The sequence below is a fragment of the Clostridium sp. UBA5712 genome, from assembly GCF_002419845.1.
GTDB lineage: Bacteria > Bacillota > Clostridia > Clostridiales > Clostridiaceae > Clostridium_J > Clostridium_J sulfidigenes.
The window spans coordinates 308,551-332,635 of the sequence record NZ_DIGW01000017.1; the positions used below are offsets into that span (position 1 = coordinate 308,551).

General features: G+C 27.3%; 31 protein-coding genes. 6 read left to right on the top strand and 25 right to left on the bottom strand.

Translation table 11 applies throughout. The annotated features are described in order from the left end of the window. Nucleotides 1–65: 65 nt before the first annotated feature. Both B3B03_RS17460 and B3B03_RS17465 read left to right on the top strand, forming a co-directional pair. Nucleotides 66–1,136 (top strand): uroporphyrinogen decarboxylase family protein, encoded by a 1,071-nt coding sequence (locus B3B03_RS17460; RefSeq protein WP_346877932.1) that lies wholly within the window; start codon nt 66–68, stop codon nt 1,134–1,136. A gap of 284 nt (nt 1,137–1,420) precedes the next feature. Next, nucleotides 1,421–1,621 (top strand): hypothetical protein, encoded by a 201-nt coding sequence (locus tag B3B03_RS17465; RefSeq protein ID WP_035131744.1) that lies wholly within the window; start codon nt 1,421–1,423, stop codon nt 1,619–1,621. A gap of 116 nt (nt 1,622–1,737) precedes the next feature. Here B3B03_RS17465 and B3B03_RS17470 read toward each other — a convergent pair whose 3' ends face one another. The 24 genes from B3B03_RS17470 to B3B03_RS17585 all read right to left on the bottom strand — a co-directional run bounded on the left by B3B03_RS17470 (nt 1,738) and on the right by B3B03_RS17585 (nt 18,367). Then, nucleotides 1,738–2,268: a DUF3888 domain-containing protein gene (locus B3B03_RS17470; protein ID WP_346877933.1), complete on the bottom strand. Its 531-nt coding sequence runs from the start codon at nt 2,266–2,268 to the stop codon at nt 1,738–1,740. A gap of 195 nt (nt 2,269–2,463) precedes the next feature. Further along, complete coding sequence (locus B3B03_RS17475) at nt 2,464–3,075, bottom strand: DUF1048 domain-containing protein (protein WP_346877934.1); 612 nt, start codon at nt 3,073–3,075, stop codon at nt 2,464–2,466. Next, nucleotides 3,068–3,400, bottom strand: a complete 333-nt coding sequence (locus B3B03_RS17480; RefSeq protein WP_346849055.1) for a PadR family transcriptional regulator — start codon at nt 3,398–3,400, stop codon at nt 3,068–3,070. Before B3B03_RS17480 ends, B3B03_RS17475 begins: the two co-directional genes overlap by 8 nt. A gap of 205 nt (nt 3,401–3,605) precedes the next feature. Beyond that, nucleotides 3,606–4,460: an RNA methyltransferase gene (locus tag B3B03_RS17485; RefSeq protein ID WP_346877935.1), complete on the bottom strand. Its 855-nt coding sequence runs from the start codon at nt 4,458–4,460 to the stop codon at nt 3,606–3,608. A gap of 201 nt (nt 4,461–4,661) precedes the next feature. Then, the gene (locus tag B3B03_RS17490) at nt 4,662–4,949 is read right to left on the bottom strand and encodes a CD3324 family protein (protein ID WP_150843961.1); all 288 of its coding nucleotides are present in this window, start codon (nt 4,947–4,949) and stop codon (nt 4,662–4,664) included. Nucleotides 4,950–5,223: 274 nt separating this feature from the next. After that, nucleotides 5,224–5,973: a DUF5694 domain-containing protein gene (locus B3B03_RS17495; RefSeq protein ID WP_346877936.1), complete on the bottom strand. Its 750-nt coding sequence runs from the start codon at nt 5,971–5,973 to the stop codon at nt 5,224–5,226. A 135-nt stretch (nt 5,974–6,108) separates the two neighbouring features. After that, nucleotides 6,109–6,582, bottom strand: a complete 474-nt coding sequence (locus B3B03_RS17500) for a hypothetical protein (RefSeq protein ID WP_346877937.1) — start codon at nt 6,580–6,582, stop codon at nt 6,109–6,111. Nucleotides 6,583–6,771: 189 nt separating this feature from the next. Beyond that, nucleotides 6,772–7,218 carry a hypothetical protein gene (locus B3B03_RS17505; RefSeq protein ID WP_346849059.1) on the bottom strand — a complete coding sequence of 149 codons (447 nt, stop codon included), beginning with the start codon at nt 7,216–7,218 and terminating at the stop codon, nt 6,772–6,774. Nucleotides 7,219–7,267: 49 nt separating this feature from the next. Then, a complete protein-coding gene (locus B3B03_RS17510) occupies nt 7,268–7,933 on the bottom strand; it encodes a Type 1 glutamine amidotransferase-like domain-containing protein (protein ID WP_346877938.1) in 666 nt (221 codons plus the stop codon). 63 nt (nt 7,934–7,996) lie between these two features. Continuing rightward, nucleotides 7,997–8,770: a class I SAM-dependent methyltransferase gene (locus tag B3B03_RS17515; RefSeq protein ID WP_346877939.1), complete on the bottom strand. Its 774-nt coding sequence runs from the start codon at nt 8,768–8,770 to the stop codon at nt 7,997–7,999. A gap of 154 nt (nt 8,771–8,924) precedes the next feature. Beyond that, nucleotides 8,925–9,416, bottom strand: a complete 492-nt coding sequence (locus tag B3B03_RS17520; RefSeq protein WP_346877940.1) for a hypothetical protein — start codon at nt 9,414–9,416, stop codon at nt 8,925–8,927. Between the two features lie 47 nt (nt 9,417–9,463). Beyond that, a complete protein-coding gene (locus B3B03_RS17525) occupies nt 9,464–9,958 on the bottom strand; it encodes a hypothetical protein (protein WP_346877941.1) in 495 nt (164 codons plus the stop codon). Nucleotides 9,959–10,247: 289 nt separating this feature from the next. Further along, complete coding sequence (locus B3B03_RS17530) at nt 10,248–10,571, bottom strand: hypothetical protein (protein WP_346877942.1); 324 nt, start codon at nt 10,569–10,571, stop codon at nt 10,248–10,250. Between the two features lie 42 nt (nt 10,572–10,613). Further along, nucleotides 10,614–10,931, bottom strand: a complete 318-nt coding sequence (locus B3B03_RS17535) for a hypothetical protein (RefSeq protein WP_346877943.1) — start codon at nt 10,929–10,931, stop codon at nt 10,614–10,616. 55 nt (nt 10,932–10,986) lie between these two features. After that, nucleotides 10,987–11,490 carry a YcxB family protein gene (locus B3B03_RS17540; protein ID WP_346877944.1) on the bottom strand — a complete coding sequence of 168 codons (504 nt, stop codon included), beginning with the start codon at nt 11,488–11,490 and terminating at the stop codon, nt 10,987–10,989. 247 nt (nt 11,491–11,737) lie between these two features. Further along, nucleotides 11,738–12,031: a GNAT family N-acetyltransferase gene (locus B3B03_RS17545; protein ID WP_346877945.1), complete on the bottom strand. Its 294-nt coding sequence runs from the start codon at nt 12,029–12,031 to the stop codon at nt 11,738–11,740. A 38-nt stretch (nt 12,032–12,069) separates the two neighbouring features. Next, on the bottom strand, nt 12,070–12,885 hold the full coding sequence (locus tag B3B03_RS17550; protein ID WP_346877946.1) for a class I SAM-dependent methyltransferase: 816 nt from the start codon (nt 12,883–12,885) through the stop codon (nt 12,070–12,072). 68 nt (nt 12,886–12,953) lie between these two features. Beyond that, entirely contained in the window at nt 12,954–13,490 is a 537-nt protein-coding gene (locus B3B03_RS17555) for a flavodoxin domain-containing protein (protein WP_346849068.1), read from the bottom strand. A gap of 35 nt (nt 13,491–13,525) precedes the next feature. Continuing rightward, nucleotides 13,526–14,194 carry a hypothetical protein gene (locus B3B03_RS17560; protein WP_346877947.1) on the bottom strand — a complete coding sequence of 223 codons (669 nt, stop codon included), beginning with the start codon at nt 14,192–14,194 and terminating at the stop codon, nt 13,526–13,528. Between the two features lie 185 nt (nt 14,195–14,379). Then, a complete protein-coding gene (locus B3B03_RS17565) occupies nt 14,380–14,844 on the bottom strand; it encodes a pyridoxamine 5'-phosphate oxidase family protein (protein ID WP_346849070.1) in 465 nt (154 codons plus the stop codon). A 119-nt stretch (nt 14,845–14,963) separates the two neighbouring features. Beyond that, nucleotides 14,964–16,238 (bottom strand): MerR family transcriptional regulator, encoded by a 1,275-nt coding sequence (locus tag B3B03_RS17570; RefSeq protein WP_346877948.1) that lies wholly within the window; start codon nt 16,236–16,238, stop codon nt 14,964–14,966. A gap of 432 nt (nt 16,239–16,670) precedes the next feature. Beyond that, a complete protein-coding gene (locus B3B03_RS17575) occupies nt 16,671–17,300 on the bottom strand; it encodes a site-2 protease family protein (protein ID WP_346877949.1) in 630 nt (209 codons plus the stop codon). Between the two features lie 202 nt (nt 17,301–17,502). Then, nucleotides 17,503–17,754, bottom strand: a complete 252-nt coding sequence (locus B3B03_RS17580; protein ID WP_346877950.1) for a hypothetical protein — start codon at nt 17,752–17,754, stop codon at nt 17,503–17,505. A 13-nt stretch (nt 17,755–17,767) separates the two neighbouring features. After that, complete coding sequence (locus B3B03_RS17585) at nt 17,768–18,367, bottom strand: hypothetical protein (protein WP_346877951.1); 600 nt, start codon at nt 18,365–18,367, stop codon at nt 17,768–17,770. Between the two features lie 491 nt (nt 18,368–18,858). Here B3B03_RS17585 and B3B03_RS17590 point away from each other — a divergent pair, with 491 nt between their 5' ends. Then, nucleotides 18,859–19,395, top strand: a complete 537-nt coding sequence (locus B3B03_RS17590; protein ID WP_346877952.1) for a nitroreductase family protein — start codon at nt 18,859–18,861, stop codon at nt 19,393–19,395. Nucleotides 19,396–19,456: 61 nt separating this feature from the next. Here B3B03_RS17590 and B3B03_RS17595 read toward each other — a convergent pair whose 3' ends face one another. Continuing rightward, the gene (locus B3B03_RS17595) at nt 19,457–20,878 is read right to left on the bottom strand and encodes a hypothetical protein (protein WP_346877953.1); all 1,422 of its coding nucleotides are present in this window, start codon (nt 20,876–20,878) and stop codon (nt 19,457–19,459) included. Between the two features lie 362 nt (nt 20,879–21,240). Here B3B03_RS17595 and B3B03_RS17600 point away from each other — a divergent pair, with 362 nt between their 5' ends. The 3 genes from B3B03_RS17600 (at nt 21,241) to B3B03_RS17610 (ending at nt 23,922) form a co-directional block, all read left to right on the top strand. Next, nucleotides 21,241–22,620: a hypothetical protein gene (locus B3B03_RS17600; RefSeq protein ID WP_346877954.1), complete on the top strand. Its 1,380-nt coding sequence runs from the start codon at nt 21,241–21,243 to the stop codon at nt 22,618–22,620. Nucleotides 22,621–22,645: 25 nt separating this feature from the next. Further along, entirely contained in the window at nt 22,646–23,338 is a 693-nt protein-coding gene (locus B3B03_RS17605; protein ID WP_346849078.1) for a hypothetical protein, read from the top strand. Nucleotides 23,339–23,415: 77 nt separating this feature from the next. After that, nucleotides 23,416–23,922 (top strand): hypothetical protein, encoded by a 507-nt coding sequence (locus B3B03_RS17610; RefSeq protein ID WP_346877955.1) that lies wholly within the window; start codon nt 23,416–23,418, stop codon nt 23,920–23,922. The last annotated feature ends 163 nt before the right edge of the window (nt 23,923–24,085 follow it).

A 24,085-nucleotide genomic window follows, 5' to 3' on the forward strand; every position in this document is an offset into this window, starting at 1 on the left:
TATAATTACTTTAGAGTTATGTAACTAATATGTAAAATATATTTTTGTTAGGAGGGAACCTTTAAGTGATTAAAGAAGAAATGACTCCAAAAGAGAGAATGGATGCATTTTCTAGAGGATTAGAAATTGATAGACTAATTTGTATCCCCGACATGGGAGCAACTATGGCGCCATTCATTGGTATAACAACTAAGGATTACTATCATTCTGCACGACTAATGGCAGATTTAGAAATAGCTTTGTTTAAAAAACTTCGTCATGATAGCGTAGGCATATCTACTAGTCTTAGAGGAGTGGCTGAAGCTATGGGAGCCAAGGTATGCTATCCTGATTATGCTATCTCCTATTTACTAGAACCTGCTATTAAATCAATAGATGAAATTGAATCTCTCAAAATAGTAAACCCTCTAAAGGATGGAAAATTACCTATACTACTGGAAGCATTAAAACTTACTAAAGATGCACTTATAAATGATGTAGATGTCAGTGCCTCTATGTCTGGTCCTTTTAGTGTTGCAGCCTCTGTAGTAGGAACTGAAAATTTATTAAAATGGATGATTAAATATCCTAAAAAGGTTCATACTCTTATGGAAATAGTGTCAGAATCTAATAATAGATACATAGAAGAAGTTGCTAAACTGGGTATCTCAATTAGTTTTGCTGATCCAGTCTCATCAACAAGTCTTATAAGTCCAAAGCAATTCAGAGAATTTTCCTTACCTGCTCTTCAAAAAAACATAAATAAAATAAAAGAAAAAACTGGTAGTTACCCTGGTATACACATCTGCGGAAAAAGTAGAGACATTTGGGAAGATGTTGTGAATACTGGAATTTCTAATTTTAGTATTGATAATATAGAAGATATAGAAGAAGCTAAAAATGTGATTGGTGATAAAGTTGTAATAACCGGAAATGTTCCTCCTGTTGATGTTATATATGCTGGAACTAAAGAAGACATTTTTAAGTCAGTAAAACACTGTATTAGAAAAGGTTTCAATTCTCAAAAAGGTTATATTTTAAGCACTGGATGTCAAATTCCAATGCACACTCCAATGAAGAATATTGAAGCCTTTATGGATGCTGGTAAACTATACGGAAAGTATCCAATAGATCTAGAAGAACTAATGAATGATTAATAGAACTTTTTACTGAAACCTTAAGAAATAGATTCTTTAATAATCTATTTCTTAAGGTTTTTTCTTTCATAAGCTAAACTTTCCAAGTATGATTTTAAATTTATGACATATAATAATTTTGATATTCCATAGTGAAATTCTTCTGATAATAATGGTGTTAATAGGACTGTTGTAGATGAAGAAATTTACTATGAACAAAATTTCACTCTTGGATTGAGCTTAAGCTTATTTTCATAATATGCTAGCTCCATACCTTAAAAATAAAGTTTTAGGAGGTAATTGTTATGCACAATAATGAAGGAAAAAGCGCTAAACGCCATCTACGAGATGTACAAATTGAACTTCAAGATTCAAAAACTTGCTTGGATCAAGCATTAAAATCTGTTGAAAAATCACAAAACAGACAAATAATCGAAAATACCCTTAACTCAGTAGAAAGTGCACTACATTCATTAAATAACACACTTTCTAACTATGAAGAATAGTAAAAACTAGTGCTATTGTATTCCACTATTTCCTCTTCGCCAATATCCCTTTTAGGGTATTGGCGAATTTTATTTTACTCTAACTTCACTAGTTATAACAACCTGATGCTAAAATCTTATACAATCTCTGTCATTATATGCTCATAGGTTGGTGGTAAGTCATAACTTTTTATATGTTCAAACTTTTTCACCTTAACCCTTCCGTTACCTTCTACAGTGAAATCAATATTATCAGTTCCTACAAGAATATGAGGTCCTATATAGGGATTTACTTGAAGGCTTATATCAAATACAAAGGAACGATAACCATTTAGTCTAGAAATACTATTTATATATATGGAGTAAGGATCAACTAGTGGCGTTTGAGATAAGTATGTAGAATAATATTTTTCCACCTCAATCTGGATATAAGGCATTAGTAAAGCTAAAAACACATCTTGATACAGTTCTTCTGTGGACTCCTTAGGTGGTTGATGAGGTAAGTCTACGGTTGTAGATACATTAATAAAAATCTTATCACCTTCCATCCTTCCATGTACTTCATCATTTTCTACTCCAAATATTATTTTCTCATTTATATTATACATTAATACCATAACAGCCAATAAAATTTGTCCCTTCTTAATGTACTTTTTAAAATTAATCATTACTTATGCCCTCTTTTCTTTAATTCTCATTCCCTTTATGTATATAGTATGTGTATACTTACAGCCAAGGATACACTACAATAAAAACTCATATTGTAAAAACTTCTTACAGAAACCTATTTAAAAGGTTAAATATTTTGTTATTTGTCTATATAAATAAAGCAGTAGAAAGCTAAAATTCTACTGCTTTATTACTTAATCTAACCTCACCTTTCTATTTCTAAAAGCTTTACCTATGATGTAACTTAATAGCAATATTGCTACTAAAATCATGAATGTGTATAATGAATTAATTTCTACAATAAAATTTGTAATTAAGATAAAGTTTAGAATTGCTCCTGGTATCACAAATAAAATATATAATAATAACACCTTTATTATTTTTTTTGTATTTCCTTTATTTTTTATTATTACTTTCCTTAATCCTATACTAAAAATAAACCTACAAAACAAAAAGTCAACTATAAACATAAAAATTATATTTAAGGTGAATTTCATATGAAATATATAATATAATAATGACATCATTGCTGACATAATTATAGCCCACCTAGTACTTTGATATATATTAAGTATTGTACTACTATTAATATCCTTTGATTTTATTATTTCTTTACAAAATTCTTCAATATTATTACCAATTATACTCTTCACATCAATACCATCATCCTGTGCACTTATTAATAAGTCCTTTACATCCTCACTTACTTCATCCATAAAGTTACCTTCCATACCACTACTTGATAAGTATATTACTATACTGGTGTATGCTTCCTTATATTCATCCCTCAATATGCTATTACTCATCGTCCATCCCCCCTATAATCTTATTTACATTAACATGTAGTTTATTCCAGTATTCTATAAAACCTTCAAGTTCTATACTTCCCATTTCTGATAGTTTATAATATTTTCTATTAACTCCCGCGGATGATTTCCTTCTTTCAGCAATTATTAACTGATTTTTTTCAAGCCTAAGTAATAATGGATAAAGCGTTCCCTCAACAATATCTTCAAATCCACATCCTTTTAATTTTGTTAGTAGTTCATAACCATAGGTCTCTTCCTTTGAAATTATACTTAGTATACATCCTTCAAGAATACCTTTAAGAATTTGAGAATTATTATTCACAGCAACTCCTCCTTTACCTTGTAATACAAAGTATATTATTATTATATTAAAATGTACTTTGCATTGCAAGGTATATTTTAATAAATCCTGCTATTACTTAATACTTACTAAAAATAATCACTAAAAAAAGAAGGTGTAGCCTCTACGACTACGCCCTCTTTCCTACTTATATAATCCATAAAACTATGATTTATTTAAATCATAGTTAGCCAATTCTTTTACCTAAATTCTTTTGAGAAAGGCTTGCTTCATAAACAATCATAGTAGCTGCTACTCCTACATTTAAGGAATCTGCACCTCCAAACATGGGGATTATTATTCTTTCACATTCATATTTATTCCAAATTTCTGAAATTCCATGTATTTCATTTCCTACAATAATAGCAATTCTCCCCTTATAATTAGCATCATAGTAATTGTTACTGGCTTTTAAATCAGTAACAATAATCTTAAATCCGTTACTCTTAAGCCACCTTACAAGTAATTCTATGTCACTACTTACAACTGGCAACATAAAACTAGATCCCATGCTTGACTTTATCAGCTTTTGATTTGTTTTTCTAACTTTACTATTACAAATAATTACTCCATCTCCACCAGCACCATCAACTGACCTTATAATTGTTCCAATATTTCCTGGTTTCTCTAATCCATCAAGTACTACTAACAAATTGTTTTTCTTCAACCTTATATTCCCAAGATTATACTTTGGAAAACTACATAATAGAAAAAATCCTTCTCCACTATCTCTGCTACTCAATCTTTTACACAAATTACTTGATATTAAACATGAATTCTCTGCTATCATAGAAATACTCTTAACCATATCAAGGGTAGATTTGTTTTTAATAAACTCTAGACAAAATACAAAGTTTATTATTCTAATATTACTTTTAATTATCTTTTCATAGGCCCATAATCCCTCTATAACAAATAAATCTTCATCTTCAACCTTTTTATTCTTTATTATTCCATTGATTAGTCTTATTGAATTGTCCTTACTACCAACAAGTTTTAAATGAGAAAACTCTTCACCTAATTCCTCTATATCTAACCCCATTTTAAATATTATTCCTTTCTGTATACCTAATTCAAAAAATTTATTATTTATATTTCACCCCACAAACATAAATATCTTTAATTAAGAATTTCACATGTCAAAATTTATCATCATACTTATTTTAATATACAGAGATCATCAATTAATATATAAAGAACAATTCTATATTATTCTTTGCACATAAAAAGCTACCACTCATTATTAGAGTGATAGCTTTTCATTTCTATTTTTACTATATACAATTTTTTTAATACTATCTATAGAAAGAAAAAATTCTTCTGACAGCTCATCAATGGTATATCCACTTTCATGCTTATTACGTATAACTTCATTTCTATTTTGTATACGCTGCCTGGTTCCTGACTTTTCTCCCCACTTTTTCCGTGTTGTATGTTCAGATGGAATATATACATATTCTCCTTGAATATACTTTTGAATTTCTCTTAATAAATTATCTGGTAAAATTGTTTCAGCCTTTACATATCCCATAAAGCTCAGCTCCTTAAATTTATACTTTAAATTAAGGAAACAAAGCCTGTATAAGTATGAATTTATTTAGTAATGGCGACTAGATATTTACCTCTGTGCAATTGTCGCCTTAAGCCATACTTACAGACTTTGCACAGAGTATTTTGAGTTGTTCTTTCTTAGCTAATTGAAATCTCATATTTACTACCCCCAATAAACCTTATTTTCTATATAATACCAAACACTGTAGAAATCATCAATTAATTTTCTAAATTATAAATCTAGATATCTAGATTTATAGATACTCCAAGGTATCTACTAATTCAAAATCATTATACTCTGATACAAAATCCTGAAGTATTTTGCAATGCCCAGCTCCATAAATAACCAAAACTCTATCTCCAGATTCAACTATATCTTGTAGATTTCCAAAAATATAAAGATTTCTCCTATACCATTCTGTAAGCATGTCCACTCCATAATATTTACCTCCAGCTCCTATTTGAGCCATATCTAAATATAAATCACTATGCTCCTTTGCAATACGCGTAGGATCATTAAGATGCTTTAGGATTTCAATAACTGTACTATTCTTCATAATTTCATTTTCACTTATATTACATTCCTTTATTTCATTCATAAACTTCTCATAGGACTTTGGACAATTCTTTTCAGCATATTCAAAAACCTGTTCCGGTAAATCTACTGGATAGTCTATAGGATAAATTTTATTATGTTTTAATATTTGTCCTAACCTAAACCCTAATTGAACAATTTCATTTCTATGACTTATTATTTTGTTAGATGAATTATAATTATTTATACAATACTCGGAATAAGCCTTATTTAATTCCTCTTCTTTTCCTCGATTTGCTTCAACAGCAATTTTATTTGGTTTAAATTGCATTAGCTTTTCTATCACTACCTTAATTTCTTTTTGTTTTTTTTCAGTAGTCATATCTTCACATTGAGTTTTAATTAAATGTTCTCCACCATTTGCAAAATGATAAGTTCCTAATATAAGTATCTTGGCTTTTTTCTCCATAAATACGCCCCCTTTTTCTATATAATACCAAATATTGCAAAAATCATCAATTAATTCTCTAAATTACATTGAAACTCAAGAATACTATGACTTATTTTTATTGGTTAAGTTCAAAATATAATGCTTATATAATTTTTAATTACCATTAATATCAAAATAAGAAGCGTACCCACCATCATAAATAATTACATAATAGTAATCATCCTTTTTGCTATCTTCGTCCAATATAAAACTTTTATGCTCTAATAATTTACTATCAATTTTACCATCACTTATAACTCCAACCTCTATAGTTGGAGGATTATCTTTCTCTTCTATAGTATGAAAATCTCTTGATTTATAGTAGTTTTCTATATTTTCGGTATCCAATTCAGATTTTAATACTATAACAGTAGCAAAATCTAATCCATTACCATTACCATTTAATTTACCATATACAGAATCTTTATCAATTAACTGGGTATTATTTGGCAATTTACAATTATATAATTGCTTTGAAAACTTATATAACTTTATATTATTACTAATTGGAAATACTATCCAAGGCAATATTGTAATTGCTACTATTATAATTACTAATACTATAAATAATTTTTTAACCATCCTCATATCAGCTAATCTCCCATTATATATTTAAAGCTATAAATGTTATTAACAATTATTTCATTATCCAAAACATATACTTATTTACTCTTCTTTTGTGATATATTTACGCCCTGCATAATACAAATAACAATTCCACTAAATTATTAATTTATCTCCTAATCAAACTCAATTATAATTATAGGAACAAATGGATTAAGCTGAAGTTATTCTATTTCTTTTTTGAAATATATACACTATCATTAAAACAAGTAATGAGATTAATAATATGTGTAAAATTATATGGTATAAATCAGGTATCAATATACTATCAGATTGTGGAATAATATGGTATGTGTTAGCAAAGAATTTATTATACCCACTTAATTTCCTCTCAGTTACGCCAAAAATTGTGTAATTCCAATGTGAAAAATATTGAACTATAACCCAAACCGTAAGAAATACTGATAATACATATTTACCTTGTTTTTCTTTTAAGAAAAATAGCATAGAACAAACAACAAAAATTATCCACCAAGTAGTATCAAAACTCAGTATGCCTGGGCTTTCAACTAAGCAAGAATTTCCTATAGAAAACCCTGTAATATCCAACGTAAACCAAAACAGTAAACTAACCAATAATATATTTATAATTCTCTTCATAACTCCCCCATCTACACAATCAACTTTTTTAATTTTGAAAAAAGTTAAACTATTTCCTACTAAATATTTGTGTATCTCCAAGTAATGTAATTGCATTATTATCAACAATTATCCCACCAGTATCTTTAATTGCATATACAGTATCTGTTCTTTCATTTAATACCTTATTTATATAATTTTTTTCTATTTCTGTATCTTCATAATGAACTTCAATATCAAAGTCTCTAATCAAATTTAATCCTCTATTATATGAGAATGTATCATAATCTTTATCAGGAGTAATATGGTAATCTGCTATCTGAATCATCGCTCCAGCACTAATACCTATAATTACTCCTACAAAACTTTCAATCTCATTTATTAAATCAAACTCCTTTAAGCGATACATCATTTTATCAGGTAACCCTCCGGTAAAAAATATTATGTCACTGTTTCTTACTTTCTTTTTTGCACTTTCTTCTGTATCTTTAAAATAATTTATCCAGTCTATATTTTCTTCCCTAATTTCATAACTTAAAAATGGTAGAACAATAGTGTTATAATACTTTCCTTTATATTTACTATAGGCACTCTGCCACTCCATATCATTGCTTATATTTTCACCGAAAGAAAATGGAATTACCAAAACCTTATCATTACACTTTATATATTTTTCCATCGTATCTTTTGCCCAATTTTCATGGAAATTATATAAACTAAATAATATATTAACCATTAATATTCTTCCTCTCTTCATAATTCACAAAGTAATAATAGTTCCAATTATTATTTATGTAAACTACTTCATTTTGCAGTAGTATACTACTGTTTCATAATCAAAAATCAATGTCCCATTTTTATTATACTTTTTAAATAGAAGTTCAAGTTCCGTAATCATATAATTGAATTTTGGGTCTTCTTCATTTGGAATATACGAATAAGATACTAAATCCCCTTTTAATCTTTCCAAATTATACACTTGAGGATTAGAAAATATTTCTTTATCGATTGTTTTTAAACCAAAGAATTTGGGTAAATCCGTATTAAGTGAATTCCCCCCCTCACGTTCTGAGTATTTTTCAATTAGTTCCATATATTCATTCATAAATTTGCTATTGCTAAATTTTCTTCTATTATTGATAATTACTACGAACCCGCCAGGTTTTAATATTCTGAGAAATTCTTTTTTTGTAGCTTCTGGTTCAAACCAATGGAATGCTTGTCCTGATGTAATTATATCTACTGATTCTGATTCCAACTTTGTATATTCAGAAGATGCATCTATTGAATGAAAATTTGTGTAATTAATTAGATACTTCTCTCCAGCGTACCTCATTTCTGCATTAGGTTCAATGCCGTATACTTCGTTTCCATTATCCAAAAATAATTTAGCAGAGATTCCTGTTCCAGAGCCAATATCAGCAATAATTGCTTCTTTAGTTAAGCCAATTGATGTATTTAGAAACCCTATTATTTCATTAGGATAGTTAGGTCTATATTTTGCATAGTTTTCTACTCGACTACTAAATCTACCTTTAGGATTAAGTTCTGTTAAATTCATAATACCCTCCAAATTAAAAAATTTAATGTTTCCTTGTAAATTTTACTTGTATTATAACTCCCTATTATCAAATACTTTTATGATAGAATTTTCCTTTTTTGCATCAATATTTATAGGAACATGTTCTTTATCAATTATGTCTTCATAGTTAATGTCAGAAAAACAATTAATACCTTTCGCATTTATTCACTCCTAATTGAACTCTATAAGTATTCCTTATTTCATATTTCCAAATTTTTATATTAACTCTATTCTTAATATAATCATCTATAATCTTAATATCCTTAATATCCTTCTCTCTTCCTAATTGTGCCTTCTGCTTTTTTATACTTTCTAAACTTCCTACAGGTAATCCATCAATAAACACTATTTCATCTACGAACCAATTTTCTAGTATTTCTATTGTATTATTTATCTGAACAATTCTTGAGTTATCTTTTTCTAATGTGTACTTACAACCTTTTTTTACAAATAGCTCAACTAAGTTTGTAGTACCCCCTAAATCAATATCATTTGTGGTTTCTTTAACACCATGAATTACTAAACCTGCACCAGAGGTTATCCAATATTCATTTAAAGGTAATTCCATGTCTTTAATCATTTTAATTATGTCTTCTTTTCCTAACATCTTAATCCCCTTAACTACATTCATTTTCATCTAATTTCTAATACTCTATAATCCATTATAAATTTCAATTAGTAACTTTATATTATCCCTATGATATGGACTATTGCCCCTGATAATAAAGCAACAATAGTGCCAATTACTATTCCTATAACAGCACCCTTTATGTGATGCCAGGGATTCTTATATTCTTTATCCATATCCTCAGTTCCAGGTATTCTTGTTCTTTTACTGTGACAAAAAAGTCCAATATCTAATACTATCATATCGTAAATATTCACCACAAAAAATAATATAAAAACGTGGATATATGCAGACTTAAAGTTTTTTGCACCAGAATAATATGCCACTACAGCAAGAACAATTGCAAAAATCAATACTGCAATTAATTTAACTGATAAATGTCTTTTTTCTTCAACTTTAATAACATATTTATACTGAGGCAGATTTTCTACCCTATCTATAATTTCTTTAGGGTAAGACATAATATGCTTAATAGGGTCTTTATAAAGAGAAGGTAATATAATTAGCGTGAAAACTGCACAGGAAATAACACATTCTATAAATAAAATCATATTTTATCCCTCCTTCAAAATGAAAATAACTATAACATAACATATTTTTAGCTTTTATTATTTTTATGTTCTTTAATCTACAAAGCGTTGATATAACTATCATTAAGCCTCCTAGATATAAATAAAATTTTATAAACATATAATTATTTTTTTCAAAAATAATTTTCAAGAATTAAACTTTTCTTATGTCAACCAGAAATATATTTTATTTTCTTGCAGGATCATCCGTATAAACTTTTTTTACAATCCCAATACCACTATTATCAGGAGTATAAAATTTTATTTTAAATTAATAGTCATTTCCCTCAACTATCTCGTCATATTGCTCTGATGTTAATATTAGTGTGCTATCAATAGGTTTTAAAGGATATATATAATCATGATATTTTAATGTGAATTGATTATTTTCTTTTTCTTTATATTCATAAGGATTTTTATATTTTTCATATTTAGCTATATCTTCCTTGTTATTGACATCAACAATTTTTATAGCAGATGTATAGGTTATTGTTTTTGGTTTTTCCCAAATCATATATCCAAAGAATGCCAATACTCCTACAAAAACCATTGCTATTAGTAATAACTTAATTCTAATTTTTGAATCTGATTTCATTCCTTTAACCTCCCAATTATTTACTTATATATTGTGAATTCATTAACTTTTGTTTAGCAGCCTTATAATGCCTCCAGTAATTAGTATAATACTTATGGTTATTATCACCACATTATTAAATATAGTTTCAATGCTAAAATTCTTAACTAAACTAAATATTATTGGTATTGCAAATATAACTCCTATTATTAACATAATTATAGGAGACTTTAATATATTCTTCATAGGTAATGGTGCTTTGCCTGAGCCAATAAAATAACCATGATTATTAGCGTTCTTTTGCCACTCATTTATCTCCTCTACTTGGTTTTCTAATGGATTTAACTTTGATTCATTATTTTTATTATTAATAATTTTCACCCCCTATTAAATCTAGATAAAAGAATGAAATTTATGCTCCTTCGACATTAGTATTTTATTCAATAAGTCCTTTTTCCTTTATAAACAATTTAAATTTATCAATATCTCCATTTATAAAACCGTTTTTACTAAGAATTATATTTTGTTTTTCTATCATCAATGAAAATAGATTTTCTGTTTCTAATACTTTAGTAATTTGACTATACTCTAATGTTAAATTAGACCTAAATGTAATAATATCTATTTTTTCATCGTAAAAATTTAACGTTATTTCCACTGATTCACCATATACCCCTTTAAAGTTTTTATAACTCTCTTTTAATTTTAAAGTATACCCTTTAAAAAACATAAAAAGGAAAAATACTGTAGATAAAAACATGGACACAGAAACCAAGTATACTCCATTTGTTATGAAGTTTATAACAGTAAAAAATGCAGATATAAGAAACATTAATAAAACAAAACTGCGATATTTCTTATTACATTCCTTATAATTTTCTTCTGAAAGCTCATTTATTACTTCTTTTGTAATTATTGTTTTATTTTCAAATATTGGCATCAATTCAACTCCTAACATTCCATTCTTTATTTTATCCTAAGTTTCTCAATCATTTTATTTATATTTTAATTATAACATTAATTTTAATATAATATATATCCTTGTATATTAGTTAATTAATTCCTAAACAAAATAGAAAGCATTAATTTACTTAATGCCTTCTATCTCCATCTGTAACCTATTAAAATATTTTTCCATAAACTTAATTCTTTCTCTACCAATTTCTTTTGCTTTCTTTGTATATAACTTATCTTAAATTTTTACTTAACACTTCCGTTAAAGAACCATCATCTATTTCATATACCTTACATGATACAAAACCATTCTTTAATAATATTTTTCTAGATGCTATGTTATTAGGATCTATCATTCCTATAACTTGTTGTATACTCTTCATTTCTTCAGCTTTATTTAATAATTCCCTTAGAATCTCACTTCCATATCCCATTCCCCAATACTCAAGGAGCAGTAAATACTCAACCTCAGCCTCGGTAAAATCATCCTGAGAAAGAATTTTTTCAAAATATATTCTCTTAGCCATATTTACCACTCCTTGTCTATATTATTAAGCTAATATATTTATTTTTCTCCAAATGCATATATCACTGACATATTAAAATGAAGCCCGTCACCTTTGCCGAAACTTTCTAGTCCTTGAAATATGTCTTTTTTAAACTCTTCAAATACATAACAACCCAAATCTTCTATTTTTTCAAATATTCCTCTAACTGCATTGGTGCACATTTCTTGCCACCATTCCTCTTTATCCTTATACACAACATCTGTACTTTCTTCATGAACTTTAACATTTTTAAAACCTGACTCATCTAATATTTTTTTCACATCCACTACTGTATCAAACTTTGGAATATCTGGCTTTCTATCTTTATTTTCTTTCTGTATGTTCGTAGGTAAATATTTATTAACTATTTCAGTTAACCACTTTTGATCTTCCTGTTTACCCCATATACTAAATCCTACTCGTCCTCCATTTTTTAGTACCCCTAGTATTCCATTTAATCTATTTTCACTAAGTAAAAGATATCCTATTCCAAATCCACAAATAACATTATCAAATGAATCTTTTTTAAAGTTTAAATTCTGAGCATTCATATTTTTAACTTCCGCATTACATATTTTATTATTTAAAATATCTTTATGAGTTTCACTTACCATAACTTCTGAATTATCTATACCTACAGCATATCCATCTGTACCTATTTTATCTATTGCAGCAAATAATGAAGCAGCTCTACCCATTCCAATATCTAACACTTTAGCTCCTTTGTTAATACTTGAAAGTTCAACTAATCTATCTCCAAAACTATTCCAATACTTAGGTCCAACTTTTCCAAAATCAACGGCAACCTTGTCCCATATTGTTACTAACTTCATTTTACTCCTCCAGTTATATTCCTCTATTGCTCCTTTATAAACATATCACCATATTATTTTGTAATACTCTATAATCCATTACAAAATTCAATTAATAGCTTGATTGATGATTTATCTGTAAAATCTACTACTTTACCATAGGTTTCAAGCATCATTTTTGCTTCATCATCCATTTTATCCTCAGGCATTTTACTTACTTTCTTTTTTAATAAAGCCATCATAGATTTGTGGATAAAACCAAGATTTTTATAATCAATAGCACCTCTAAAATGATATAATTTAATCCTATCCTGCATTTCCTTTGTAAGATTCTTGTTAATAACAGGGATATATTGATTAGTGTTACTTGGATCAGCAAGTCCTACAGTAAATACAACTAAATTTTTATCTTTTAGCTTATCAAAGGCTTTAGTAATTAATGAAACACCCAGTATTCCACTTGCATAAAGACCGCCTCCATAAATAATAGTAGAATAATTTTGCATATCCGCTACATCAATTTTAGATGCCTCAAAAATATCCGCATCAAGTTCAGTAGCAATCCATTCTGCATATTTTTTTGTTGAACCATATTTTGATTTGTATATAACAACTGTTTTATTCATGTATTTCCTCCTATGATTTTATATGATAATTTACTTTATTTAATTATATTAGGCATATCCACATTAGTATTATCTATAATTAAATCTACAAAGGAATAAGGGTTATCAATCTTTTCATATAATTTATATGCTGGAACATACCTATCATTATATTTGTTTAATAACATTTTCAAGTTAACATTCTTAAATATATCTCTTTCAGAAGCACGTCTGAATTGTTCATCTATTTCAACTATAATCATAATACTATAATCATAATATTTCTTAAATTCATTTTTAAATATAAATATACCCTCAATTATGAGTATCCCTTCACTATCTAAGGAAACATCTAATTTTTTTGTATATTCATCCTCTAGTGTATCTAAAACAAAATCACTAAATTCTATTTTCCCTGTTATTCTGACTTTTTTTAAAATATCTCTTTCAAATTTTATATAGTCAAAGTTGTTATAATAGTGTTGTTCCCAACATGGTAATTCACCAGAATAGCGTATAGCTCTTTTATTACAGAAATCATCAATTGAAACCACTTCAGCTTTTACTCCTGACTTTATTAAAGAATCTTTAATATTTTGAGATAAAGTGGATTTTCCTGAACATCCTTGTCCATCAATTCCAACTATTAAGCATCTATCTTTTATCATTAATTTCTGAGTGATTAATTTTTCTACTATATACTCAGTTAATTCACTACACCTCAACCTTATTCCTCCATTTACTATAATTAGTAATATATATTCTAATTATAACATTAACTTCAATATAATGTATATTCAGCTCAATTTCTTTAATAATAAATATTAGCTAAATAGAAATGCTATGTTGTTCTCAACATAGCATTTTAATAATTAAGACTACACTCTTAATCTTAATTTCATTATTATTATTATCCTCTTGATTTCCCAGTAATATGTTCTATTTTAATTTCTACTATTTTTGCACTATCTTGTGCTCTTTCAATATATCTTTTACCTTCTTCTATGAAGCTTTGAGAATATTTTTCAATAAATTTAAATAAAATATCTCTCTTTAACTCTCCAGTTAGTTCCTTCGCTTCTCCGAAAGCTATAATGCTTTTATATTTTGTACTAAACTTACCTGGTAACATTTCAGTATCCGTAACAATACAAAAGGATACTTTGTGATTTTTTTCAATATTATCAAGCTTATGCCCTTCTTTAGCACAATGAAAATAAATAGTGTTATCTTGATAAACATAACTTAATGGCACAGTATAAGGATAGCCATTTTCACTAACAGTTGCTAGAATTCCATATTCTCCATTAATTAAAATTTTTTCTATGTCTTCACCAAAAACTTCTCTATCCTTTTTTCTCATTTCTCTAAACATATATACAACTCCTTTAAATTTTCTTCATAATATTAACAGACTAAAAATACCTACACAAAACTACTAAAATAACTTTCCCCGGAAATAATTAAACCTTAATTATTTCCGACATTTTCAAATTACTTATTATCAATTATCCTCAAAAATCTATCTACATACCTTTGATCAAAGTCACATAGTTCATAATTTTCTTTAGATGATGTCTTTTCAGCCTTACCTGTGTCCATAAGAAGCTTATCAAATATTTCAAGTTCTAAATAAGTGTCTTCAAATTCACTATTAGCTTGATAAAAATTTACTTTATTACCATCATTAAAGAATACAGTATAATAAAATTCACCTGCTCCTTTTGGAAAAATGCCAAACTTCTTTCCATTAAATCCAGCTTCAACCTTAGAAATATCTTCATAGGAATAGGTTGTCCCCATTGGATTATAAAAACTATAGTCAGTAATCTTATTTTCTGTTACCACAGTAATGCCAGTAATGCACACATATAGTAGAATAATATTTATAATAATAGTTACAAATATATTCTTCTTTACAAAATTGCAAAAGTCTACAGTCCATTTTAACTCTATATTCTTTATTTTTTTATACACTCTTGATATTAAAAATGCAATTAATTCTATTTCATAGAAGAAGATAAAATAACTATATGGTGGTTTAAATATAAACATTAAATAACTCTTTGGTACAAATATAGCTTCTTGTAACGTCCCTATACCCACAAAAATTGAAATAGTTAAAACTATTGCAAGAATTGAAATTAAAAATACAGAGGCTGTACCTTTAGTCTTTTTATTAGGTTGCTTTAAATATTTTCTCCAAGTTAAAGTTAATATTACTGTACTAAATATTGCCATGATGCTATTAAGCCCTATAGAATCATAATTTTTATTAGTAATATTAAGCCAAAGCCACAATAATGGCCCACTAAGCATTAAAGTACCAAACAGTTGAGCTGTTAATGAAATTTCACTTAGCTCCTTAACTTCACCTAAAAATTCAGTGAATTCTTCACTTTTAATATATTCAAAGTCATCATGATAATAATCTAAATCTGCATTAGGATTTTTCTTTACTTCCTTTAATAAAACTTCAATAGTAAATTTCTTGCTTTGAATATCTAATTCACCTTTATTTAATTCTTCTAATTTTTCTTTTAAAATATTTTCTAATTGTAAGTCACCGTTTTTAAACTCTCTTATTTTAGAAATTGGGATTTCTAATTGTCTAAGAATTTTTATCCTTTTCAATTCCTTAATATTATCTTCATCATAATCCCTATATGTGTTTGAATTTCTTCTTACAGAAATTAAACCTTCACTCTCATAAAACCGAATTGTCTTAGCTGATAATCCTGTTAACAGTTCCGCATCTTTTATTTTCATCTATGGTCTCCTTTATGTGATTAATTATAAATATATTAAACACCTTACATCTACTGGAATGTCAATAACTTTAGCAAAAATACAAAATTTATCTATATATTATCAACTAATTTAACCATCAAAAGCCTCTAAAGCCCCATGGTGACAACAACTATTTAAATAGTTAACATTTTAAAATTTTATCTATATAACTTTTAAAAATTTAAAATAGGAAACTATGTAGATAGTTTCCTATGCATATATTCAATATAACTTTATCTTATCCTTCAATAAAATATAAGTCCAAAACTTACTTACAATCTTTTTAACTCTTAATTAAACTAATATAATTATTTTTCCTATTTATATATTTGACATTCTTCCAACGAATCCTTTTTTATATTTAAAAATCAGAAAACTTCTTTGTCTGATCTTAATTATAATGTAATTAAATTATACAACTAGCTTCACAATGCCCCAAATAATACTGTCTACTCCTCTTCTTGCCATGTCTAACGGAATATCTAAAAAATTAAACATTAATAATGCAATTATAATTAATTGACCATACCTTTCATACTTCATAAACTTAAAGTATTTCTCCTCTGGTAATAATGCTCCAATAATTTTAGCACCATCTAGTGGTGGAAATGGTATCAAATTAAACACGCCTAGCCCTATGTTGATTATATAAGTATAGTTAAGAAGATTGAATATGAACAAAATCACATCTCCACCATAACCTCCTGTGATTTTTAGAATTATTTCTATAACAAAAGCGCATATAAGAGCTATTAAAAAGTTCATCATAGGACCTGCTAATCCTACCAGTGCCATGCCCTTTCTTTTATCCTTATAGTAATACGGGTTTACTTGTACAGGTTTTGCCCATCCGAATCGAAAGAATAAAAGGCATAGTGTTCCTACTGGATCCAAATGTGCTAATGGATTTAGTGAAAGACGTCCCGTTACCTTTGGTGTTGGGTCTCCTAGTTTATAAGACACATAACCATGGGCAAATTCATGAAGAGATACTGCAATAAGAATAGCCGGTATAAGATAAATTAGTTCTTTTATATTCATAATTACTTTGCTCCTTTTGAATTCATATTTTACTACATATTGCTTCTTTATATAGTATATTATTATTTATTTGTTACATTTTCAATAAGTAATTTATTATGTTCACATATTGGTTTTATTTTAAGTAGGGCGCATACTTTATATAATTAAAAAAGTCCGAAATAAAAATAGAAGAATATCGAGTATTCTTCCATTTTATAACCTATTCTTTTTCTTTTAAAAATGATTTCAAGACTTCAATTGATTTCTCTGAATTTGTTATCTTATTCTTAATTAAATTTACTTCCTGTGATTTATCTTCTAAAAGCTTTAACTTTTCTTCGTATTGCTTATCAAATTCAGATGCATTATATGTTACTCTACCAGTTGTACCAATAGCAACTCCTATAATAATTCCTGTAATAATTACAAATGTTATGGCCAACTTTCTAAATAATGATCCTTTGTTTTCCATTAACCTACACCTCCTAATAACACTTAGAGCATGGAGTTAACCCTTGTGATTCTGCCGATTCTCTGGTTATATATGTGGCATTGTTAGGATTTGTGTTACCACAGTTATTAATTTTATGATACTTCTTACCTGTAGCAGTTCTCCACACCATTACTCCTATGGGTTCTTGATTTGCTACTGAATTCCCATTGTTTCCACTATTTTGACTTGCAGTGTTAGCAGATGCTACTTTTTCATCTTCTACTTTATCTATTTTTTCTTGTTCAGCCTTTGCTTTTGCCTCTGCTTCAGCTTTTGCAATTCTTTCAGCTTCTGCTTTCTCTAATCTTTCTTTCTCTGCTTTAGCTTCTTTTTCAACCTTTAAAATCTCTTCTTTTTTATTTTTAAGTTCAGTTTCTTTGCTAGCTAAGGTATTTAGATATACTTTACTTTCTTCTAATACCTTCTCTTGAGCATTAATTTTAGCAAGTATAACTTCATTTTTCTCATTTATTTTAGAAAACTCATATTTTGATATACTTCCCACAATTCCAAGACCAGAACCAATAAAAATACTAATTATAGCTAAAATTAAAACTTTTTTTATACTTACTGAGCTATCTTTAAACTTCAAAATTATCCCCCCATAATACCCATTCTGTTAAGTAATAAGTAGTATATTAAATATTAACCAATATTACAGATTTATTCTAACATCCAATTTAACTCATTTCAACCATATTATTATATAAAAGTTGACATATTCCAACATTAACTATTTATATATTTAATGAAAATATCAAGACTTTCAACAGTTCCTTGATTATATAGAAAAGCATAAAAATAAAATGTTTTTACCTGAACAAGATGTTATAAGTAGCTTGTACTCCTCTAAATCTAAAACTGTAGAATCTATAGTCATCACTTAGGGATATATATTTAGCTCTTTATAACATAAATCCTGAAAACTAATAAAAATTTCTTAGTTGCATGGCCTTGCTATACTATACTATAATAGGTAATGAGATTATGTTTTTCTTAGATTTGGAATTTAAAAAAGATTGATTATTTTATCTAAATTTTATGAAACTAAATATAAACAGAAAGATTAAAGGGTGTTTGATTATGGAATTTCAAAAGTGTATAGAAACAAGAAGAAGTATTCGTAACTTTAACTCAAAAGAAGTAAGTAATGATATTATAGAGGAGATAGTAAACGCCGCCGCTTATGCTCCGTCTTGGAAAAATTCTCAAGTAACTCGTTACTATGCAATTAAAGACACTAAAGTAAAGGAAGCAATAATAGAAGCAATGCCTGACTTTAATAAACCTTCATGTAAAAGTGCTCCTGTTATTATAGTATCTAGTGTAGTTAAATTTAGATCTGGTTATACTCGTGATGGTGGCTTTGACTCTGCTAAGGGTGATGGTTGGCAAATGTATGATTGCGGATTATCTAACATGATTTTCTTATTAAAAGCTAAAGAACTAGGTCTAGGTACAGTTATTCTAGGTATCTTTGATGAAGCAAAGGTAACTGAAATTGTTGGAATCCCTGATACAGAAGAAATTGTTTCAGTTATTCCTATTGGATATTATGATGAAGAAGTAGCAATGCCAAAACGTAAATTTGCTGATACTATTTTAAAAGTAATAGAATAATTATAAAGGCTAACTCAAAATTCTGAGTTAGCCTTTTATTAAAATTATAAAATAATTAGTTTTAACTTGGATCAGGTATTCTACATAATCTTATTGGTCTGCTAGAACCATTATCTCCGCAACACACTTCCGTTACTCTTATTCTTACATCTTCTGTAACTCCTCTAATTTCTACTTCATAGGTATCTGGAATGTTACGGAAAATAACTTCCCTACATGAGCATGGCCCTACTGTTATACTAATAATGCATACTCTACATCTATCATTACATATATTTTTTCTGCGTATTTCTAATTCTACTGAGGTTCTAGAATTATTTCTTATATTAATAAATAAATTAGCTATTCTACATTCTCTTCTTACTCTACCAGTAGTTAAAGCAAATTTCCTTTTACAATTCATACACGCTATTATACAGTCTAGTTTACATTGAATTTCTCTATTTCTAGCTTCTAATCTACATATGGTCTCCTTAACATTTCTTTCTATAGCTCTAACTTCTCTTTTTATCTCTGCCAATCCATAACGTGGATTTGTAATAATATTATAAACATCTTCAATGTCTGGTTCTTTATGATGACCACTATCCAAAACATTCAATTCACCGTCACCACTTTCTCTTTTAATATTGGATTCTTTTTGTTCCTCAACTGGTAAATCACCTTGACTATCAGTCATTATATCAGAAGAATTTGTTATATCCTTTAATTCAATGTTTTCTATGCTATCATTTTCTATTATATATTCCATACCATCACTTTCTCCTCTCATATATGTGAAGTATGATAGTGCTGATTTAATAACTAGAGGAAGAGTTTTATCATAATGACCTACATCTATATATAAACTATTTCCCTCAATTTTAAATTCACTAGCTACTTCTATATTTATTTCACTATAACTTTGATAAGCATTAGATTTTAGAACTGATAATTTACATTCTTTTATATTAACTTCTGCATTTTTATCTCTATCTAATTTAATGCGGTCTATACCTTCAAAAGTCATATTAATAATTTCTGGATTTGTTCCTTGCTGAAGTATAAATTTATAGTCTAGCTCCCCATTATTAAAATCAAAACATAAATCTATACCGTGATAAATTCCTTTATACCTTATTTGTGAATAAGTAGGTACATCTATAACTTCTTCATCAGGTACATCAAAATCAAAATAATTTTTCTTTTCATCACCTTCACCTTCTCCAATTATTTCAACATCAGGTAATGAATTCTTAAGTAATATCTTAAAAAAATTAATAGTTTCGGTATTCTTAGTTTCCTTTAATTGTTCTTCATCGTAATTAAGTGTTGTTACACTATTAGTATCTTTGAGCCCCATAATTATCTCATTTTTAAGAAACATTATAATATATCTATCATTAGTAACTGTATATTTTACATCTTTGTGATTCTGTCCATTATTAAATTCAAAGGGATAAATATTATTTGAATTTACTTTCTCATCCATATCATTTAACATTCTAAAACTCCTTCTTAATTCATTTAAAAGTTTATCATTATTAATGTATTCAAAAGGAATTTTATATGTGAAGCTAAATTCATGATTATGAGAAATTTTTATATTTATAATCCTTCTAAAGTCTTAATTATAATTATTCAATTCTTTAATTATAAAAATAAATTGTTTGATATTAAATAATTCTATAATGTCAATGAACTTTTAATGCTTCAAAACTAATAATACCCTTTTTAGCTCCCTTATATTTCATTATTTTTCATTTTTGCATAAATATTGACAATATATTAATAGGATGTACAATATAAATAGAATGTTTACTTTATTTTTAAAATTTTATTATGATTGGGGGGAAACGTGTAGGTATGTCTCATTCTGATATAAGAACTGCTATAATATGTAAAAATTTATCTAAATTTAATGATGTATGTGAATATCTAAGATACAATTCTGATAATTATTTAGAATCCTCTATTCGTAAAACAAAAGCTATAGAAGAGATTCATAATACTTATCTATATCCTAAAGATAAAAAAGTTAGAAGACCTGCAATGAATATTTTATTAATAATTGCATTTATATGTTTTATATCTCCTTTTGCTTACACTTATTTTTTTGAAGGAGAAATTTTCTGGCCTACATTAGGACTAGGTGCAGGGTTATGTCTTGTTCCTCTGTTTATTTGTCTGTCATTTGCAAATCCAGATAAATATGCTTACTTTCATCTTGATGAAAATACAGAGGTTTTCATAAGGGGTAATATTTTAATAAAATTAAGTCCAAATGATTTAACTAGAACAGATTTTACTATTAATGTGAAATATATTGATTTAAAGAGTATTACTAAAATCAAATATAATACGTTTTCAAAACTTTACTCAATTACGGGTATTAATTATTGTTGTGATTTATCACCTAACTCTGCAAACGAAATAATAGATACCATAAATCCTAACTATTTCCAAAGATATTATAAGGAATTTCATATCTATGATACTTTTTATAATGGTGACTTTATTAATGAAATAACTGAAAAGTTCTCACTACCAGATATAGAGGAATATTGTGAATTCCCTGATAAAGAAAAAGAATCTCCAGAAGACTTCAGCTATCTTTCTATTGGCTTTTGGGGGTGTATTGGACTCTCTATCATCTTATTTTTTGAACTTTACTCTTCTGTAGGATTAATTCTTAAAACTCACTATTACTTTAATGACCTTATTTTAAATATATTATTTATATTAGTTATAATTGGACTTTTAACTTCCTTAAAAGCCTTAATCATTAGATTTAAAAAATGCAAATTAGAAATTTGCTGTTTTAGTTCAGAATTGAAATATTTAATAGGATTAACAATATCTTCATTAATATTATTTATAATAACAAAAATATTCTCTTCATCATATATAGAAAAATTTTCCTATGTAAGTTGTATTATAGTTATTGTTTTCGGGTTAATTTGCTTTTCTTATTACTATTTTGGTATAGGACATAAATTATCTCATTATAGGTTTTTAAGTTCTAATCTTGCACTTTATCTTATAGTTTTGTGTCTTATTTTAGGAGTTATAAAAGCAAATATTGAATTTGGGTTTATTCCCGGTTTATCTATTATAAATTTACTGGCTTTTTTTTATTCTTGTAGTAGATTAGGCAATATAATACGAAAATATTTGAATAGAGATAAGGTTGTTATACCACCTTATAAGAATTTCACTAATAAGACTAGAGGATTTTTGGAGTAATTTAACTATATAGGAGGGGATCTTATTGGTAAAAAAGTTTTATATACATAGTAACATAGATAATATAGGTGAATGGGTTATGGCACTAATATTAATGATACCTATAGAAGTGCTAGCGATGCTTGTATGTGTAAGTTTTATTAAGAATGAATATATAAAAGAAGGTATCCTTAATGACTTTTTAGAACCCATATTTATAGGTACTGCTGTTTTAAGTGCTACTGTTTTAATTTTGATTGCTATTATTATACTTATAGTTGGATTTAAGGTTTCCAAGCATGTACCTATAGATATATTTTATGGTCATTTATATGAACCTGCTGAAAGCTTAGTCTATGCTATTGATTACGATAAAAATATCTTATTCGCATATGAATATGAAGATTACAGCAAGAGCACAAAGTCACCTTCATTATTAAAAAAAATATTTGGTAACACTCTATTGAAAAAATTAACAAATGAAAAATCTAAGAGAAATCCTAAAACTTTAGATACATGTACAAAAATTAGCAATAATGGACCTACCTTAGTTATGAACTTTGAAATGCAAAATTTTTCAGTTGTAGAGAATAGAAGAGGTTATATTGTTCTAAAGACTGATGGAATAGAACATGGTGAAACAGAAAAAAAATCTAAACGTAAAACTTTTATTATAACATCTAAATATAAAAAATATAGAAGACTTAAAAAATTTATTTTAAAAAATGAGGTACAATAATGAGAAAAAAATTATTACTCTTCATTATAATTCTAATATCTGGAACAATAATTTATTATAATAAATATAGCAACATAATGGAATCATATACATTAGAAACTGAAAAAAAAATACATGATGCAATGGGTAAAAATTTACCCTATTATAATATAGATAAAGACTGTAACTATATTACATGCGAGTGGAAGCCTACTTCTAAGTCTGAAGATGATAAAAAATGGCTTAGCCATATAGATAACGCTTATCATGAATTTTACTTTATTTCTTCTACTACTAATAATAACCATATTCTAAAAAATACCACAAGTAGTAGATGGGACCTTTCTGAGCTTACTGAAAATGCTTTTAATGATTGTTATGAAAGTGGTAAAGCATTAAATAACTTTTTTGGAGAGGAAGTTATTAGATATGAAGATTTTTTACAATTTAAAAGTATATATGAAGAAAGTGAAAATCATGATGCTTATTTACGAAAATTAAGCCCTAACTACGAATCTATTTACACTATTATGATACATGGTTTATACCTAGATGAGGGCGAACTATCCTATACTATAGACCTTAGCATAAAACCTAGAAAATAGTACTTCTAATAACATTCAAAAAGAACTATAGGAAGGACACATATCCTTCCTATAGTTCTTTTTCATTGTTTGTGTGTTGTAATTTAAGGTTAACTGTCTACTGTAACATATTAAAGAGTGATAATGATTTAACATGTCGGGGATATCAATAGACAGGGGATAA